Origin of the sequence: Nonomuraea bangladeshensis (genome assembly GCF_039529455.1) — a bacterium.
In the GTDB taxonomy this organism is placed as follows: Bacteria; Actinomycetota; Actinomycetes; order Streptosporangiales; family Streptosporangiaceae; genus Nonomuraea; species Nonomuraea bangladeshensis.
Map to the genome: position 1 here is coordinate 42,056 of NZ_BAAAMV010000005.1, position 14,893 is coordinate 56,948.

A 14,893-nucleotide genomic window follows, 5' to 3' on the forward strand; every position below is an offset into this window, starting at 1 on the left:
GGGAGCCGCCGGGGTGTGCGCCCCGATCGTCGGTCGCCGCCCCCTACTTTCGTCGTAAAGCCTCTTCCGGCCGGGCCCCTACGCTGGGGGCATGCGGTTCGTCCTGCTCGGCGCGGCGATGTTCGGGCTCTCTCTGTTCGTCCTCCAGGGGCAGGCGGGGGCGCCTTCCGGGCTCCCGCTGCCGGCGGAGCTCGCGGTCGCCGCGGCGGCCGGGCTGGCCGCGTGGCAGACCCGGCGGTCCTGGTGGCCCCTCGCCGCCGTGGCCGCCGCCGGCCACGTCCTGCTCCTGCTGTGGCCGCCGCTGCTGGCCGCCTCCTACCACGCGGGCCGCGACCTGGTCAGGGGCCGGGACGTCGCGGCCTACCTGGGCGGCTGCGCGGCCGTGTTCGGGGCGTCCGCGCTGACGGGCGCCTGGCGCGACGGCGTGCGCGAGGTCCTGGCCGCCACCCCTGGCAACGCCCTGTTCATGGCGCTGGCCGTGGTCGGGCTGCCGTTCGCGCTGGGCCTGTGGACGCGGGCCCGCCGCGAGGTGCGCCGGCGCGCCGAACGCGAGCAGATCATGCGGGCCGAGCAGGTGCGGGCCGAGGAGCGGGCCCGCATCGCCAGAGAGATGCACGACGTGGTCGCCCACCGGGTCTCGCTGATCGTGCTGCACGCCGGGGCGCTGGAGGTGCGCACGGGCGACGAGGAGGCCGCGCGGACCGCCGCGCTCATCGGCGGCATCGGCCGCGAGGCGCTGACGAACCTGCGCGACGTGCTCGGCGTCCTCCGGGCCACCAACCGGGCCCCCGACTGTGCCACCGGCCGTGCCACCGACTGGACCAGCGATCGGCGGCAGGCGGTGGAGGTCGCGCCGCCGCCCACGTTCGCCGACCTCGACCGGCTGCTCGACCAGTCGCGCGCGCTCGGCGTCGAGGTCGTCAGGCACGACGAGGGCGAGGTGAGGGAGGTGGAGCCGGCGGTGGCGCGGACCGCGTACCGGGTGGTGCAGGAGGCGCTCACCAACGTGCACAGGCACGCCGCCGACGCGCGCACCGACGTGCGGGTCCGCTACCGGCCGGAGGCGCTGGAGGTGGAGGTCCGCAACCGCGCCCCCGCGTCCCCACCCGCCGGGCTGCCGGGGGCGGGCTGGGGCCTGGTCGGCCTGCGCGAGCGGGTCGAGCTGCTCGGCGGCACGCTGCGCACCAGCGCGCAGGACGACGGCGGCTTCCTGGTCGCGGCGCGGATCCCCGCGTGATCCGGGTCCTGGTCGCCGACGACGAGGAGCTGGTGCGCTCCGGGCTCCGGCTGATCCTGGAGGCGGCGGGCGACATCGCCGTGATCGCCGAGGCCCGCGACGGCGCGGAGGCGGTCTCGGCGGCGGCGCGGCTGCGCCCCGAGGTCGTGCTCATGGACGTGCGCATGCCCGGCACCGACGGCCTGACCGCCGCCGGCCGGCTGCTCGCCGCGCCCAGCCCGCCCAAGGTGATCATGCTGACCACGTTCGACCTCGACGAGTACGTCCACGAGGCACTGCGACTCGGCGCGGTCGGTTTCCTGCTCAAGGACACCCCGCCGCGAGAGCTGGCCGCGGCCGTCCGCACGGTCGCGGCCGGCCAGGCCATGCTCGCCCCGTCGGTCACCAGGCGCCTGCTCGCCTCCTACGCCGGCCGCGCCCCGTCCAGGGCCGAGACCGCCCGCCGCCGCCTCGCCGCGCTGACCGATCGCGAGGAGGACGTCATCAGGGCCCTGGCCCGCGGCCTGTCCAACGCCGAGATCGGCCGCGAGCTGCGGCTGACCGAGGCCACGGTGAAGGCGCACGTCAGCCGGGTGCTGGCCAAGCTGGGCCTGGCCAACCGGGTCCAGGCGGCCATCCTGGTGCACGACGCGGAGCTCGGTCAGCCGGATACGTCCGCGTAGTGGCAGGCCGCCCGCGCCACGGCGTCGGCGGGCAGGACGGCCGGCGACTCGGTGCGGCACCTGCCGTCCACCCCGGCCTCGGCCGCCCGCCCCGAGGCGAGCACCTGGCAGCGGGCGTGGAAGCGGCATCCGCCCGGGATGCGGGTCGGGTCCGGCGGCTCGCCGGTCAGCACCACCCGTTCCGGCGACTCCGGCAGCACCGACAGCAGCGCCTGCGTGTACGGATGCCGCGGCGCGGTCAGCACCTGCTCCACCGGCCCCGACTCGACGATCCTGCCGAGGTACATCACGGCGACCCGGTCGGCGATGTTCCACGCGAGGCCGAGGTCGTGCGTGACGACCAGCGCCGACAGCCCCAGCTCGGCGCGCAGCCGGAGCAGCAGCGCCAGGATCTCGCCGCGTACGGAGGCGTCCAGCGAGGCCACCGGCTCGTCGGCGATCAGCACCTTCGGGTCGAGGGCCAGCGCGCCCGCGATCACCACGCGCTGCCGCTGCCCGCCGGACAGCTCGTGCGGGTGGCGCAGGAAGAACCGGTCCGGCGGCCGGAGCCCGGCGTGCGACAGGGCCTTGGCCACGACCTCCCGCTCGTCGGCCAGGCCGTGGATGCGGGGGCCCTCGGCGACGGCCTCGTACACGGTGTGGCGGGGGTTGAGCGAGCCCATCGGGTCCTGGAGGACGAGCTGGACCTGCCGGCGGTACGCCTTGAGCGCCCGCGCGCGGTAGTCGAGCGCGGCCCCCTCGAAGCGGACCTCGCCGGCGGTGGGGCGTTCGAGGCCGAGCAGGGTGCGGGCGAGCGTGGTCTTGCCGCAGCCCGACTCGCCGACCAGCGCGACGATCTCGCCCTTGCCGATGGCCAGGTTGACGCCGTCCACGGCGCGCGCCCTGCGGCCCCGCGAGCTGAACTCCACGCGCAGGTCGCGGGCCTCCAGCAGGGTGGGCCGCGCGGTCTCGACCGCCTCGGCGGGGGTCTGCGTCTCGGTCATCAGGCATCCTCCTTCGCCCGTACGTGCACGCAGGCCGCGACCCGGCCGGGACCGGCCGGCCAGAGCTCCACGTCGGTGCTCGCGCACTCCGGCAGCGCCGCCGGGCAGCGCGGGTGGAAGGCGCAGCCGGTCGGGAGCTGCATGGGGTCGGGCGGGTCGCCGCCGAGTCCCTTGGGCGCCATGCGCGAGGCCGGGTCGCCCACGGTCGGGAACGCCGCCGCCAGCGCCTTGGCGTAGGGGTGGCGCGGGTCGTGGAAGACCTGCGCGGACGGGCCGTGCTCGACGACGCGGCCGGCGTACATGACCGCGAGCTGGTCGCAGACGTCGGCGAGCACCGACAGGTCGTGCGAGATCATGATCAGCGAGATGCCGTGCTCGGCGACCAGCTGCTTGATCAGCGTCAGGACCTGCGCCTGGACCATCACGTCGAGCGCGGTGGTCGGCTCGTCGGCGATGATCAGCCGCGGCGAGCAGGCCAGCGCCATCGCGATCATCACGCGCTGCCGCTGCCCGCCCGACAGCTCGTGCGGGTAGCTGCGCGCCCGCCAGGCCGGCAGGCCGACCTGTTCGAGCAGTTCGGTCACCCGCTTGCGGGCGCCCTCGGGCTTGGCCAGGCCGTGGACGAGCAGCGGCTCGGCGATCTGGTCGCCGATCCTGCGCACGGGGTTGAGCCCGTGCTGCGCGCCCTGGAAGACGATCGACGCCTCCGCCCAGCGCACGGCCCGCAGACGTCCCCACGTCATGGCGGCGATGTCCTCGCCGCCGAGGAGGATCCGGCCGTCGACGCGCGCGTCCCTGGGCAGGAGCCTGAGCAGCGCCATGGCCAGCGTCGACTTGCCGGATCCCGACTCGCCGGCGACTCCGAGCGCCGCTCCGGAGTCGAGGGTCAGCGACACGCCGCGCACCGCGGGCACCTCGCCCGCGGCGATGCGGTACGTCACCGACACGTCATCGAGTTCGAGGAGACTCACGCCTTCCTCCTGAGCTGGGGGTTGAGCACGGCCTCCAGCGCCCGCCCCATGAGGGTGAACGCCATGACGACGATGAGGATGGCCAGGCCGGGGATGATGATGTACCACCAGGCCGCGTTGGTGGCGGCGCCGAAGTCGTAGGAGGCGCGCAGCATCGTGCCCCAGGACGTCTTGTTGGCGCTGGCGCCGAGGAAGGCGAGCGTGGACTCGGTCACGATCGCGCTGGCCACCTCCAGCGTGGTGCTGGCCAGCAGCAGCGGGGCCACGTTGGGCAGCACGTGCCGGGTGGTGATGTGCCAGTGCCCCGCGCCGAGCGCCTTGGAGCGTTCGATGTAGGGGCGGGCCTCGACGGCGAGCGTCTGGGCGCGGATCAGCCGGGCGGTCGAGGGCCAGGTCGTGACCGCGATCGCGGTGACGATCGTCGCCGTGCTGCCGCCCAGGATCGCGGCCAGCACCAGCGCCGTGACCAGCGACGGCAGCACCAGGAACCAGTCGGTGACCCGCATCAGCGCGCCGCCGATCCAGCCGCGGAAGTGCCCGGCCGCGACGCCGACGACCAGGCCGATGACCACGCTGAGCAGCGCGGCGAGGAAGCCGATGAGCAGCGACGTGCGCGAGCCCCACCACACCATGAGCAGGATCGAGCGGCCCGACTCGTCGGTGCCGAACGGCTCGGCGAGGCTGGGCGGCGCGAACTTCTGGCCGGTGCCCTCGACGACGCTGGTGACGTCCTCGCTGATGAACAGCGGGGCGACGAGCGCGAGCAGCACGGCGACCAGCAGGACGACCGCGCCGGCGAGCCCGGCCCGGTGGGTGCGGAAGTCGGCCCAGAAGCGGCTCAGCGCGAGGCGGCGCCGCGTGGCGGCGAGGCTCGTCATGCCGACCTCACTCTCGGGTCGAGGATGTGGTAGACCACGTCGGCCAGCGTGTTCATGAGGATCACGGCGACCGTGATCAGCAGGAACGTGCCCTGCATGAGCGTGAAGTCCGGCACCCGCACCGCCTCGTAGAACAACTGCCCGAGGCCGGGCCAGGTGAAGATGGTCTCGACGGTGACCGCGCCGCCCACGACGAACCCGATCCGCATGAACACCAGCGTCACGGTCGGCAGCAGCGCGTTGGGCACGGCGTGCCGCCGCCGTACGTCGTCGTCGCGCAGCCCCTTGGCCCGCGCCACGGTGACGTAGTCCTGCCCGACCTCCTCCAGCAGCGACGAGCGCATGACGAGGAGATACTGGGCGTAGACCACGGCGACCAGCGTCAGGCAGGGCAGCACCATGTGCGAGGCGACGTCCAGCACGTACGCGAACCCGTCGGGCGCGTCCACGCTCTCGATGCCGCGGAACGGGAACAGCCCGGGGATCGGCCCGATGCCGACGCCGAACACCATCATGAGCAGCAGCCCGAGCCAGAAGGTCGGCACCGACCAGAACACCAGCGAGACGCCGGTGGAGAAGCGGTCGAAGCCGCTGCCGTGCCGCCAGCCGGCGCGGGTGCCCTGCCAGATGCCGAGGCTGACCGCGATGACCAGCCCGGTGCCGGCGAGCAGCAGCGTCGGGCCGATGCGCTCGCCGATGAGGTCGAGCACCGGCCGCTTGTACTCGTAGGAGGTGCCGAGGTCGAGCCGGAGGGTCTTGCCGACGAAGTCGAAGAACTGGTCGATCAGCGGCTTGTCCAGGCCCAGCCGGCGACGTTCCAGGTCGAGCTGCGCGGGGGTCATGTTGCGGCCCTGCGCGAGGTTGCGTACGGGATCACCGGGAAGCATGCGGAAGAGGAAGAACGTCCCGATGATCACCATGGCGATGCTGAACAGCGCCCCGCCTGCCTTGGACGCCGCGTAACGCAGCGTGCCACGGCGGGCGGGGCGGTCGTCCGCGGGGCCCGCCGCCTGGACGGCGGGCTCCGCTGACTCCAGAGGTGTGGTCATTCGCGCTCGTCTGCGGTGCTCTTGCGCCGCCTGGTCAGGAAGAAGGCACCGAGGCCGAGGACCACCACGACGCCGACGATCCCGGCGATGAGCCCGGTGTTCGAGCCGCTCTCGCCGCTCGCGCCGGCCGCGGCCGCGGCCTTGACGTCCACGGTGTAGAACGGCCAGTAGCCGCTGCCGCCGTAGAGCAGGCCCTTGTCCTCGGGGATCGGGGTGATGCTGGTGACCTTGTCCTTGCGGTAGCCCTCAAGGTCGTTGGTGTAGTAGATGGCGATGATCGGCGCCTGGGTGTAGAGCCGCTCCTGCATCTGCTTGATCAGCTCGACGCGCTTGGGCCGGTCCAGCTCCTTGAGCTGGTCCTTGTAGAGCTTCTCGAAGGTGTCGTCGCAGAAGAACGACTCGGTGCCGCCGCCCTCGCCGTTCGAGGCGGGCCGCCGGCTGCACAGGTGCGTGGCCAGGACCTCCTCCGGGTCGGGGTTGACGGACCAGCCGCTGATCGCGATGTCGAAGTTGCCGGTGGTGCCGGTCTCCTCGGTGAACTTGCTGGAGTCCAGCTTGACCGTGGTGACCGTGATGCCGACCTCCTTGAGGAAGGCGGTCAGGTACTCGGCGAGCTTGTCCTCGACGGGCGTGTCCGTGTGGATGGTGAAGCGGAACTCCAGCTTGCGCTTGCCGTCGGGCATCGTGCGGACGCCGTCGGAGCCCTTCTTGTAGCCCGCGTCGTCGAGGATCTGGTTGGCCTTGGCGGGGTCGTAGGTGACCTTCTCCTCGCCGGTGGCCTCCCAGAACCAGTCCTTGTACATCGGCGGCACGATCGAGCCGTCGGCGGGCTTGGCCAGGCCGTTCTGGACCTCGTCGACCAGCTTCTGCTTGTCGATGGCGTAGTGCACGGCCTGGCGGACCTTGACGTCCTTCAGCGCCGGGTGGCCGTCGCCGACGGGCTTGTCGTCGGTCGTGGTGGCGCCGTGGTTGATCTGCAGGTACGCCGCACGCCGGCCCTGGGTGTTCCAGGCCTCGATGTTCGGGTCGTTCTGGATGGCCTCGAACTCCTGCGGGGTCATCCGGCCGAGCAGGTCGATGTCGCCCTTCTTCAGGCCGGCGACGGCGGCCTGCGGGTTGTCGTAGAAGATGACCTGGAGCTCGTCGATCTTGGGCTTGCCCCGCCAGTAGTTGGGGTTGGCCTGCAGCTTGACGTACTGGTCCTTCTTGTGCTCGACCGCGATGTACGGCCCGCTGCTCACCGAGGGGTACTTCTCGGCGTCGTAGTTGGCCATGTCGGTGACCGACTCCCAAGCGTGCTTGGGCATGATCGGCACCGGGTTCTCCAGCATGGACGCCTGCGGCGCCTTCAGCTTGATGACGAGGTCCTGGCCGTTGGCCGTGACGGTCTCGAAGTTCTCCACCGCGGGGCCGTTCGCCGTCTTGGCGGCCTCGTCGGTCATCATCTTGTTGAACGTCCAGGCGGCGTCCTCAGCCGTGATCGGCTGGCCGTCGGACCACTTCGCCTGGCGGATCTTGAACGTCCAGGTGAGCCCGTCCTCCGACGTCGTCCACGACTCGGCGAGGTCGGGGCTGGGCGCGAGGGTCTTCGAGTCGGGCACCGTCAGGAAGCCGTACATCCAGCGGTGGATGGAGGTCGAGACCAGCCGGACCGCGAGGAACGGGTTCATCGAGTCCATGGACTGGGTCGCGCCGACCCTGAAGATCTTCTTCCCCGCCGCCGGTTCCTGCGCCAGGGCCGCCGTGGTGCCCTGACCTGCCACTAATACCGCCAAGCCCAGCGCTACCAGGCGCGCGAGCCATTTACTCATGAGTGCCTCACCTTCAGGCGGGGTTTTCCTGTGTATGGAAAGGCACACCATACGGAGACCGTGTGTCAACGAGACACGGAAAATTGTTTCAGCTTCGTATCCTTCTGCGGTGTAAATTTTCAGTCTTTACCGGCACTACCGTAAATCTGGTGCCCCGTCTGCTCACCGCCCTCGCCGCCGTCCTGACCGTCGCCGCAGGGCTCGGCGTGCGCCTGCTCTGGGACGGGCCGGTGCCGAAGTACGCCGGTGACGCGCTCTACACCGTACTGATCTACACGTTCACGCTGCTCGTGGCCCCGCGGGTGCGGCCGTGGGTCGCCGCGCTGGTGTCGGCCGGGCTGAGCTGGGCGATCGAGTTCGCCCAGCTCGGGGAGATACCTGCCGTGCTGCGGCCGCTGCTGGGCAGCACCTTCAACCCGCCCGACCTGCTCTGGTACGCGGTCGGCGCGGGCGCGGCGTGGGTCGTCCACACCGTCGCCCGCGACCGGTTCACCCGCTGAGCGGTCAGCCGCAGCCGCAGGAGCCGCCGCAGCACCCGCCGCCGCCCGCCTGGGGCAGCAGCTCGATCCGGCCGGCCAGCTCGTAGCCCGCCTCGTTGACGGCGGCCTCCACGGCGTCCGCGTCGAGCGGCGCGGCGCTCGTCACGGTCACGGCCCCGGACGCCAGGTCCACCTCGACCCCGCTCACGCCGGCCACCTTGCCGACCTCCTCGGTCACCGAGCTCACGCAGTGGCCGCAGGTCATGCCCTCGACCTGGTATGTCGTGACGGTCATGACGACTCCCTCCTCACAGTGACGTTCACCGGGCACTATACCCCCCTAGGGTAAAGACGCATACATCCGGCACGGCCGGATAGGGGAGAGAAAACGGCTGATTCATAGGAGGTTCGCATGATGAACGGCAAGACCATCGCCTTTCTCGTCGCGCCCGAGGGCGTGGAGCAGGTGGAGCTCACCGAACCGTGGAAGGCGGTCAAGCAGGCGGGCGGCACGCCCAAGCTGATCTCCACCGACTCCGGGCAGATCCAGGGCTTCAACCACCTGGACAAGGCCGACGAGTTCGCCGTGGACGACACGGTGGACACCGCCGACCCGGCGTCCTTCGACGGCCTCGTGCTGCCCGGAGGCGTCGCCAACCCGGACTTCCTGCGCATGCAGCCGGCCGCCGTACGGTTCGTCCACGCGTTCTTCGACGCCGGCAAGCCGGTCGCGGCCATCTGCCACGCGCCCTGGACGCTGATCGAGGCCGACGTGGTGCGCGGGCGCACGATGACCTCGTGGCCCAGCCTTCAGACCGATCTCCGCAACGCCGGCGCCACCTGGGTGGACCAGGAGGTCGTGGTGGACACCGAGGGCCCGAACACCCTCGTCACCAGCCGCAAGCCGGACGACCTGAAGGCGTTCTGCCAGGCGGCCACCGACGCGTTCGGCGGGTGACCCGCATCAGACGGCCGGCGACCTCCCGGAGGTCGCCGACCGTCGCCGTCCGGTCCTGACGAGATCGAAACCCGCCTGTAACGCCTTGTCCCACGGCAGGAAATGGTCTAGACGTAGACCATACAGAGCGTCCTCCGCGCCCCCCAGGGAGACCTCATGTCCGTTGACGAGGATTCCAGGCGACTCGCCGAGCTCGGCTACAAGCAAGAGCTGGCCCGCACCTGGAGCGGATTCTCGAACTTCGCCATCTCCTTCTCCATCATCTCGATCCTCGCCGGCTGCTTCACGACCTTCGGACAGGCCTGGAACAACGGCGGCCCCATCGCCATCTCGTGGGGCTGGCCGGTGATCTCGCTGTTCATCCTCGTCATCGGGTTCTGCATGGCCGAGCTGGTCTCGGCCTACCCGACGGCGGGCGGCATCTACTGGTGGGCCGCCAAGATGGGCAAGCCGATCCACGGCTGGTTCACCGGCTGGCTCAACCTCATCGGGCTCATCGCCGTCACCGCGTCGGTCGACTACGGCTGCGCCACCTTCCTCAACATCGTCCTGTCCCGCCTGACCGGCGGCGCCTGGGAGGGCACGCTCCCGCAGACGTTCCTGCTGTTCGTGATCGTGCTCGCCCTGCACGCCCTGATCAACATCTTCAGCCACCGGCTCATCTCGCTGCTGCAGAACGTCTCCGTCTGGTGGCACGTCGCGGGCGCCGTGGTCGTCGTCGCGATCCTGGTCTTCGCGCCCTCCGACCACCAGTCGCTCGGCTTCGTCTTCGGCGGCACCAACAACAACTCCGGCTTCGGCGACGGCTCCGACGGCCTGCCCTTCTGGCTGTACGTGCTGCCGCTCGGCTTCCTGCTCACCCAGTACACGATCACCGGGTTCGACGCCTGCGCCCACGTCTCCGAGGAGACCCAGGGCGCGGCGAGGACCGCCGCCCGCGGCCTGTGGCAGTCGATCTTCTACTCGGCGATCGGCGGCTGGATCCTGCTGCTGGCGTTCCTGTTCGCCGCCACCAACGTGGACGAGCTCAACAAGCAGGGCGGATTCGTCGGCGCCATCTTCGAGACCGCGCTGTCCTCGCCGCTCGCCACGGCCGTCTTCGCCATCTCCACCATCGGCCAGTTCTTCTGCGGCATGAGCTGCGTGACCTCGATGTCGCGGATGACGTACGCCTTCTCGCGGGACGGCGCGGTGCCCGGCTGGCGGCTGTGGTCGAAGGTGGACCGCAACCGCACGCCCGTCAACGCCATCATCGCCGGCTGCGTGGTGGCCGCCCTGATCACCCTGCCCGCGCTCTACGCCCCCGCCGGCCTGACCACCCCGGTCGCGTTCTACGCCGTCGTGTCGATCGCGGTCATCGGCCTCTACCTGGCCTTCCTCATCCCGATCTGGCTCCGCCTGCGCATGGGCGACGCCTTCCAGCCGGGACCGTGGACCCTCGGACGCAAGTACAAGGCGCTGTGCTGGATCGCCTGCGTCGAGATCGTGATCGTCTCGATCTACTTCATCATGCCGTTCAGCCCGGCCGGCGTGCCGGGCGGCGACGACTTCACCTGGACGTCGGTGAACTACGCGCCGATCGCGGTGGGCGTCGTGCTCGTCCTCATCGCGCTGTGGTGGACCCTGTCGGCCCGCCACTGGTTCACCGGCCCGCGCCGGACCGTCGACGAGGAGACCGAGACCGTCTGACCGTCCTCCGGAGGGCCTGCCGGCCGGGGCGGGCAGGCCCTCAGGCGGGCCCTCAGGTGGACGCCTCGAACGCCTCGGCGACGACCTTGCGGACCTCGTCCATCGAGGCCGTGCCCAGCTCGCGCTGGAGCGAGGTCATGTCGACGTCCGGCATGCCGCAGGCGATCGCCCAGTTCCACGGCGTGAGGTCGCCGTCGACGTTGAGCGCGAAGCCGTGGCTGGTGACGCCGCGGCTCTGCCGCATGCCGATGGAGATGATCTTGCGGCCGGTCTCGGAGGTCCAGACGCCGGTCAGCAGCTCGGAGCCGGGCGGGGTGTCGCGGCGCTCGGCCGGGAGCCCGAGCTTGCCGAGCGCCTCCACCAGGCGCAGCTCCACCTCGCGCACGTAGTCGACGATGCCCTCGTCCTCGGCGAGCTTGACGATGAGGTAGCCGACGAGCTGCCCGGGGCCGTGGTAGGTGAGCTGCCCGCCGCGGCCGGTCTCGGCGACCGGGATGCCGTGCGAGGGGTCGGGCAGGTGGGCGGCCGGGGTGCGGCGGCCGACGGTGTAGACGGACGGATGGCTGAGCAGCCAGAGCGTGTCGGGGCGTTCGTCCCGCTGGCGCTGCCCGACGAGGTCGGTCATGCGTTCCATCGCGGGGTCGTAGTCGACGAGATCGTCCTGGAGGAGTGTCAACGGCCTTGCCCTCATGGTTCGAGGATATGCCGCCGCCGGAACGCCGCGGACGCCAGGGACGCCTGCCAGAATGCCCGCCATGCCGACTTTCGCCGCCCATGACGGCACCACCCTCGCCTACCACGTCCACGGCTCCGGGGGCCGGCCGCTCGTCTGCCTGCCGGGCGGGCCGCAGGCGTCGGCGTACCTGGGCGATCTCGGCGGGCTGTCCGCGCACCGGCGGGTGATCACCCTGGACCTGCGCGGCACCGGTGACTCGGCGACGCCGGCCGACGCGGCGTCGTACCGGTGCGACCGGCAGGCCGAGGACGTCGAGGCGCTGCGCGCGCACCTCGGCGAGGACCGTCTCGACCTCCTCGGTCACTGCGGGGGCGCGAACCTCGCGGTCCGGTACGCCGCCCGCCACCCCGCCAGGATCGCCCGCCTCGTCCTCGTCACCCCCAGCACCCGGGCGGTCGGCGTCGACATCGCCGGGGAGGCGCGGCGCGAGGTCGCCCGCTCGCGCGCCGCCGAGCCCTGGTTCGCCGAGGCGTACGCGGCGCTGGAGCGGATCACGGCGGGCGAGGGCCGGCCCGGCGACGGCTCGCTCATCGCCCCCTTCACCTACGGGCGCTGGGACGCGCCCGCGCGGGCCCACCACGCCGACGGGGAGCGGCGGCTGAGCCGGGAGGCGGCGGCCGGGTTCGGCGCCGAGGGCGCCTTCGACCCGGCGGCCACGCGCGCCGCGCTCAAGGCACTCGACGCGCCGGTGCTCGTGCTGGCCGGCGAGGTGGACGTGGCCGGCCCGCCTGCCGCCATGTCCGAGGTCGCCGGCCTGTTCCCCCGTGCCGGGCTCGTGGTGCAGCCGTCGGCGGGCCACTTCCCGTGGCTCGACGACCCCGCCTGGTTCGCGGAGGCCGTGCGGGCCTGGCTGGATCAGACGGTGCGGTAGCCCTTGGGCTCCTCCGGGACGAGGATCCACATGGCGACGTAGACGACCCACAGCGGTCCGGGGATGAGGGAGAGGAGCAGCCAGAGGATCCGGACCAGCGTGGGGGGCATGCCCGTCTTGTCGGCGATGCCGCCGCAGACGCCGGCGAGGATTCTGTGCTCTCGGGAGCGGTACATGGTGTTCCTTCCGTTTCTCTCGACCTACTGGGCCAACGGACGGGGCCGCGCTCAGGACTCCCGTCAGGAACCCTGAGAAAACCCTGTAAGGGTCAGCCACTCCCATGCAGTGCCCAGATGACCGCTGGTCAGTCCGTGTGCGGGATCCACGTGCACGAGCAGGAAATCGCCGACACCCTGATGGACCCTGAGATACTCCTCGTCCTCGGCCCACACCTGATCGTCGAACCAGACGAACGGCCGCCGCCCCGCGTACGCCGCCACCGCCGGGGTCTTGAACATCTCGCCGTGCTCGCTCACCGGGGCGACGGGGGCATTCACCGTGACGACGGGCAGCGAGGGCAGGCCGATGCGCGGGGCGATCCAGTCGTTGGCGTGCTCCTCCCAGGTCGTCGCCCACACCAGCTCCGCCCCGGTGGCCTCGGCGAGGTCGAGCAGCTGCCGGCCGTGACGGGGGTTGAGGCGCACGACGTACGTCTCGCCGTCGACGACGCAGCGGTAACGCCGGTGGCCCGGGGGCGGGCGGCCGATCGGGTTGAGCACGCCGTCCACGTCGAGCAGCAGCAGCGGTCTCACTCGACGGCTCCGGCCGGCTGCCGCCGGTATTCCTGGGGGCTCACGCCGCGTACCCGTTTGAAGGCCGCGCTCAGCGCGAACGGGCTGCCGTAGCCGACCTTGCGGGCCACCGCCCCGATCGTGGCGTCGGGCTCGCGCAGCAGGTCGGCGGCGAGCGCCAGCCGCCAGCCGGTGAGGAAGGCCATCGGCGGCTCCCCCACCAGGTCGGTGAAGCGGCGGGCGAGCGCCGCCCGCGATACGCCGACCTCGGCGGCCAGCGCGGCGACCGTCCACGGGTGGGCGGGATTGTGGTGCAGCATGCGCAGGGCCTTGCCCACGACGGGGTCGCCCATCGCGCGGTACCACGCGGGGGCCTCGTGGGCGGCGAAGTGCGCCCGCAGCACGGCGATGAGCAGCAGGTCGAGCAGCCGGTCGAGCACGGCCTCCTGCCCCGGCTCGTCCTTGTCGATCTCCGCGCCGAGCAGGCCGATGACCGGGCCGCCCGGCCGCACGACGAGCGGCGGCAGCGCCTCCAGCAGCCGCCTGCTGACCTCGCCCTCCATCGTGTACGTGCCCGTCAGCATCACGGTCCCGCCGTCGGCGGCGTTGCCCCAGGTCCGCACCCCCAGGTTCATGGCCTGGTGGAGGGTGCTGCCGTCGAGCGTGGTGCAGCGCTGGCCGGGGTGGATGACGATCTGCGGCGAAGTGCCGGGCCGGTCGGCCACCACGTACGGCTCCGGCCCCCGGTTGATCGCCACCTCGCCCGGTCCGAGGCGTACCGGCTCGCCGCCGTCGGGCAGCACCCACGCCTCGCCGCGCACCAGCGCGGTCACCGACAGCGGGGCCTCGTCCCGCACCAGGATCGACCACGGCGGGTCGAGGACGCAGCGCAGCAGGAAGGCGCCACGGGCCCGCGGGCCGTCCAGTAGCGCCGCGAGCTGATCCATGGGTTAGACGATCGCATATGCCTGTGCGCTTCTCAACCATGGAGAGTCTTACGGGCAGGCGGCTTACTGGACGCATGACGATTCTGGTTCTGGGCGGCACGGGCAAGACCGGCCGCCGCGTCGCCGACCGGCTCACCGCCCGCGGGCTGAGCGTGCGCGTCGGCTCCCGCTCCGCCACGCCGCCCTTCGCCTGGGAGGACCGCTCGACCTGGCCCGCCGCGCTGGAGGGCGTGACGGCCGCGTACGTCTCCTACTATCCCGACCTGGCCTTCCCCGGCGCGTACGACGACGTGAAGGCGTTCACCGAGCTGGCCGTGCGCTCCGGGGTGCGCCGGCTGGTGCTGCTGTCGGGCCGGGGCGAGCCGGAGGCGCAGGCGAGCGAGCGCACGGTTCAGGAGTCCGGCGCGGAGTGGACGATCGTGCGTTGCAGCTGGTTCATGCAGAACTTCAGCGAGGGCTTCATCCTGGAGCCGGTGCGCGCCGGCGTCATCGCGCTGCCGGCCGCGGACGTGCCGGAGCCGTTCGTGGACGCCGACGACATCGCCGACGTGGCCGCGGCCGCGCTCGCCGGGGACGACGGCCACGCGGGCCAGGTGTACGAGCTGACCGGACCGCGGCTGCTGACGTTCGCCCAGGCGGCCGAGGAGCTGGCGGCGGCCGTCGGCCGGCCGGTCGTCTTCGCCCGGGTGACGCCCGAGGAGTACGTGGCCGGAGCCGTCGCCCACGGCGTGCCGCGAGAGGCGGCGGAAGGGCTGTCGGCGCTGTTCACCGGCATCCTGGACGGCCGCAACGCGAGCGTCGCCGACGGCGTGCCGCGGGCCCTCGGCCGGCCGGCCCGGGACTTCGCCGACTTCGCCCGCGCCAACGCCCACCGGTTCCGCTAGCCTCGCC

Annotated in this window: 17 protein-coding genes; 7 read left to right on the forward strand and 10 right to left on the reverse strand. The window is 72.0% G+C overall.

The window, feature by feature from the left end; translation table 11 throughout:
• The first annotated feature begins 91 nt into the window (after nucleotides 1-91).
• On the forward strand, nucleotides 92-1,237 hold the full coding sequence (locus ABD292_RS15935) for a sensor histidine kinase (protein ID WP_344208018.1): 1,146 nt from the start codon (nucleotides 92-94) through the stop codon (nucleotides 1,235-1,237).
• Nucleotides 1,234-1,899 carry a response regulator gene (locus tag ABD292_RS15940; RefSeq protein WP_344208019.1) on the forward strand — a complete coding sequence of 222 codons (666 nt, stop codon included), beginning with the start codon at nucleotides 1,234-1,236 and terminating at the stop codon, nucleotides 1,897-1,899. Before ABD292_RS15935 ends, ABD292_RS15940 begins: the two co-directional genes overlap by 4 nt.
• Here the strand turns inward: ABD292_RS15940 and ABD292_RS15945 are convergent.
• Genes ABD292_RS15945 through ABD292_RS15965 form a run of 5 tightly spaced genes read right to left on the reverse strand, consistent with a single transcriptional unit; the run spans nucleotide 1,878 to nucleotide 7,591 of the window.
• Entirely contained in the window at nucleotides 1,878-2,882 is a 1,005-nt protein-coding gene (locus tag ABD292_RS15945; protein WP_344208020.1) for an ABC transporter ATP-binding protein, read from the reverse strand. The genes ABD292_RS15940 and ABD292_RS15945 overlap by 22 nt on opposite strands.
• On the reverse strand, nucleotides 2,882-3,853 hold the full coding sequence (locus tag ABD292_RS15950; protein WP_344208021.1) for an ABC transporter ATP-binding protein: 972 nt from the start codon (nucleotides 3,851-3,853) through the stop codon (nucleotides 2,882-2,884). Before ABD292_RS15950 ends, ABD292_RS15945 begins: the two co-directional genes overlap by 1 nt.
• Nucleotides 3,850-4,731, reverse strand: coding sequence for an ABC transporter permease (locus tag ABD292_RS15955; protein WP_344208022.1), 882 nt, complete (start codon nucleotides 4,729-4,731; stop codon nucleotides 3,850-3,852). The genes ABD292_RS15950 and ABD292_RS15955 overlap by 4 nt, the downstream gene beginning before the upstream one ends.
• On the reverse strand, nucleotides 4,728-5,780 hold the full coding sequence (locus tag ABD292_RS15960) for an ABC transporter permease (protein WP_344208023.1): 1,053 nt from the start codon (nucleotides 5,778-5,780) through the stop codon (nucleotides 4,728-4,730). Before ABD292_RS15960 ends, ABD292_RS15955 begins: the two co-directional genes overlap by 4 nt.
• A complete protein-coding gene (locus tag ABD292_RS15965) occupies nucleotides 5,777-7,591 on the reverse strand; it encodes an ABC transporter substrate-binding protein (RefSeq protein WP_344208024.1) in 1,815 nt (604 codons plus the stop codon). Before ABD292_RS15965 ends, ABD292_RS15960 begins: the two co-directional genes overlap by 4 nt.
• Before the next feature lie 149 nt (nucleotides 7,592-7,740).
• On the opposite strand from ABD292_RS15965, the gene ABD292_RS15970 reads away from it, so the two are divergent.
• Nucleotides 7,741-8,091: a ribosomal maturation YjgA family protein gene (locus tag ABD292_RS15970; protein ID WP_344208025.1), complete on the forward strand. Its 351-nt coding sequence runs from the start codon at nucleotides 7,741-7,743 to the stop codon at nucleotides 8,089-8,091.
• A gap of 4 nt (nucleotides 8,092-8,095) precedes the next feature.
• Here ABD292_RS15970 and ABD292_RS15975 read toward each other — a convergent pair whose 3' ends face one another.
• Complete coding sequence (locus ABD292_RS15975; RefSeq protein WP_091080098.1) at nucleotides 8,096-8,365, reverse strand: heavy-metal-associated domain-containing protein; 270 nt, start codon at nucleotides 8,363-8,365, stop codon at nucleotides 8,096-8,098.
• Between the two features lie 117 nt (nucleotides 8,366-8,482).
• Between ABD292_RS15975 and ABD292_RS15980 the strand changes: the two genes are divergently transcribed.
• Together ABD292_RS15980 and ABD292_RS15985 are read left to right on the forward strand one after the other, a co-directional pair.
• Nucleotides 8,483-9,028: a type 1 glutamine amidotransferase domain-containing protein gene (locus ABD292_RS15980; RefSeq protein WP_344208026.1), complete on the forward strand. Its 546-nt coding sequence runs from the start codon at nucleotides 8,483-8,485 to the stop codon at nucleotides 9,026-9,028.
• A gap of 156 nt (nucleotides 9,029-9,184) precedes the next feature.
• Nucleotides 9,185-10,717, forward strand: a complete 1,533-nt coding sequence (locus tag ABD292_RS15985; protein ID WP_344208027.1) for an amino acid permease — start codon at nucleotides 9,185-9,187, stop codon at nucleotides 10,715-10,717.
• 52 nt (nucleotides 10,718-10,769) lie between these two features.
• Here ABD292_RS15985 and lipB read toward each other — a convergent pair whose 3' ends face one another.
• Complete coding sequence (lipB, locus tag ABD292_RS15990) at nucleotides 10,770-11,408, reverse strand: lipoyl(octanoyl) transferase LipB (RefSeq protein WP_344208028.1); 639 nt, start codon at nucleotides 11,406-11,408, stop codon at nucleotides 10,770-10,772.
• 64 nt (nucleotides 11,409-11,472) lie between these two features.
• Between lipB and ABD292_RS15995 the strand changes: the two genes are divergently transcribed.
• A complete protein-coding gene (locus tag ABD292_RS15995; RefSeq protein ID WP_344208029.1) occupies nucleotides 11,473-12,324 on the forward strand; it encodes an alpha/beta fold hydrolase in 852 nt (283 codons plus the stop codon).
• Here ABD292_RS15995 and ABD292_RS16000 read toward each other — a convergent pair.
• The 3 genes from ABD292_RS16000 to ABD292_RS16010 all read right to left on the reverse strand — a co-directional run bounded on the left by ABD292_RS16000 (nucleotide 12,309) and on the right by ABD292_RS16010 (nucleotide 14,002).
• Complete coding sequence (locus ABD292_RS16000; protein WP_091080088.1) at nucleotides 12,309-12,500, reverse strand: PspC domain-containing protein; 192 nt, start codon at nucleotides 12,498-12,500, stop codon at nucleotides 12,309-12,311. The two genes, ABD292_RS15995 and ABD292_RS16000, sit on opposite strands and share 16 nt — an antisense overlap.
• Before the next feature lie 63 nt (nucleotides 12,501-12,563).
• Nucleotides 12,564-13,076: an HAD domain-containing protein gene (locus ABD292_RS16005; RefSeq protein ID WP_344208030.1), complete on the reverse strand. Its 513-nt coding sequence runs from the start codon at nucleotides 13,074-13,076 to the stop codon at nucleotides 12,564-12,566.
• Nucleotides 13,073-14,002 carry an AraC family transcriptional regulator gene (locus ABD292_RS16010; RefSeq protein ID WP_344208031.1) on the reverse strand — a complete coding sequence of 310 codons (930 nt, stop codon included), beginning with the start codon at nucleotides 14,000-14,002 and terminating at the stop codon, nucleotides 13,073-13,075. The genes ABD292_RS16005 and ABD292_RS16010 overlap by 4 nt, the downstream gene beginning before the upstream one ends.
• Nucleotides 14,003-14,076: 74 nt before the next feature.
• Between ABD292_RS16010 and ABD292_RS16015 the strand changes: the two genes are divergently transcribed.
• Entirely contained in the window at nucleotides 14,077-14,886 is an 810-nt protein-coding gene (locus ABD292_RS16015; RefSeq protein ID WP_344208032.1) for an NmrA family NAD(P)-binding protein, read from the forward strand.
• Nucleotides 14,887-14,893: the final 7 nt, after the last annotated feature.

Excerpts from the sequence above, each read along its gene's own strand:
- ABD292_RS15995 (WP_344208029.1), top strand. The coding sequence starts at position 11,473 with ATGCCGACTTTCGCCGCCCATGACGGCACCACCCTCGCCTACCACGTC.
- ABD292_RS15945 (WP_344208020.1), bottom strand. The coding sequence starts at position 2,882 with ATGACCGAGACGCAGACCCCCGCCGAGGCGGTCGAGACCGCGCGGCCC.
- ABD292_RS15965 (WP_344208024.1), bottom strand. The coding sequence starts at position 7,591 with ATGAGTAAATGGCTCGCGCGCCTGGTAGCGCTGGGCTTGGCGGTATTA.
- ABD292_RS16010 (WP_344208031.1), bottom strand. The coding sequence starts at position 14,002 with ATGGATCAGCTCGCGGCGCTACTGGACGGCCCGCGGGCCCGTGGCGCC.
- ABD292_RS15975 (WP_091080098.1), bottom strand. The coding sequence starts at position 8,365 with ATGACCGTCACGACATACCAGGTCGAGGGCATGACCTGCGGCCACTGC.
- ABD292_RS15980 (WP_344208026.1), top strand. The coding sequence starts at position 8,483 with ATGATGAACGGCAAGACCATCGCCTTTCTCGTCGCGCCCGAGGGCGTG.
- ABD292_RS15960 (WP_344208023.1), bottom strand. The coding sequence starts at position 5,780 with ATGACCACACCTCTGGAGTCAGCGGAGCCCGCCGTCCAGGCGGCGGGC.
- ABD292_RS15955 (WP_344208022.1), bottom strand. The coding sequence starts at position 4,731 with ATGACGAGCCTCGCCGCCACGCGGCGCCGCCTCGCGCTGAGCCGCTTC.
- ABD292_RS16015 (WP_344208032.1), top strand. The coding sequence starts at position 14,077 with ATGACGATTCTGGTTCTGGGCGGCACGGGCAAGACCGGCCGCCGCGTC.
- ABD292_RS15935 (WP_344208018.1), top strand. The coding sequence starts at position 92 with ATGCGGTTCGTCCTGCTCGGCGCGGCGATGTTCGGGCTCTCTCTGTTC.
- ABD292_RS16000 (WP_091080088.1), bottom strand. The coding sequence starts at position 12,500 with ATGTACCGCTCCCGAGAGCACAGAATCCTCGCCGGCGTCTGCGGCGGC.
- ABD292_RS15985 (WP_344208027.1), top strand. The coding sequence starts at position 9,185 with ATGTCCGTTGACGAGGATTCCAGGCGACTCGCCGAGCTCGGCTACAAG.
- lipB (WP_344208028.1), bottom strand. The coding sequence starts at position 11,408 with ATGAGGGCAAGGCCGTTGACACTCCTCCAGGACGATCTCGTCGACTAC.